Source organism: Pseudomonas mosselii, assembly GCF_005796105.1.
GTDB classification, from domain to species: Bacteria; Pseudomonadota; Gammaproteobacteria; order Pseudomonadales; family Pseudomonadaceae; genus Aquipseudomonas; species Aquipseudomonas mosselii_C.
In genome coordinates, this window is sequence record NZ_VAUO01000064.1 from 1 (window position 1) to 278 (window position 278).

Annotated in this window: 1 protein-coding gene; it reads right to left on the reverse strand. The window is 56.1% G+C overall.

Annotation, left to right across the window (positions count from 1 at the left end; translation table 11 throughout):
• A partial coding sequence (locus FEM01_RS24285; protein WP_171031026.1) for a hypothetical protein occupies positions 1 to 278 on the reverse strand: 278 nt, incomplete at both ends.

A 278-nucleotide genomic window follows, 5' to 3' on the forward strand; every position in this document is an offset into this window, starting at 1 on the left:
GGTGCTTTCGTCTTTGTAAACGTCTTCGACGTTGGTGTTTGGCACTTGCAGAGTGCCCTTACCGGAAGCATCGACATTGACCTGATATTCGGTGCCACCAACGTTGACGGTCAACGTAGTGGCGCTGCCAGTTTGCGGCGGATTGCTCAGCTGGAAGTTGAAGGTGACGTTTGCGTCGCCTTCTTTCGCTGGGTCTGCCGTCACGGTGACAGTGGTGGTGTCGATAGTGTCAGCAACGGTCGCAGTGGCTGTAGCGCCATTCAGGCTCACGCTCTCGA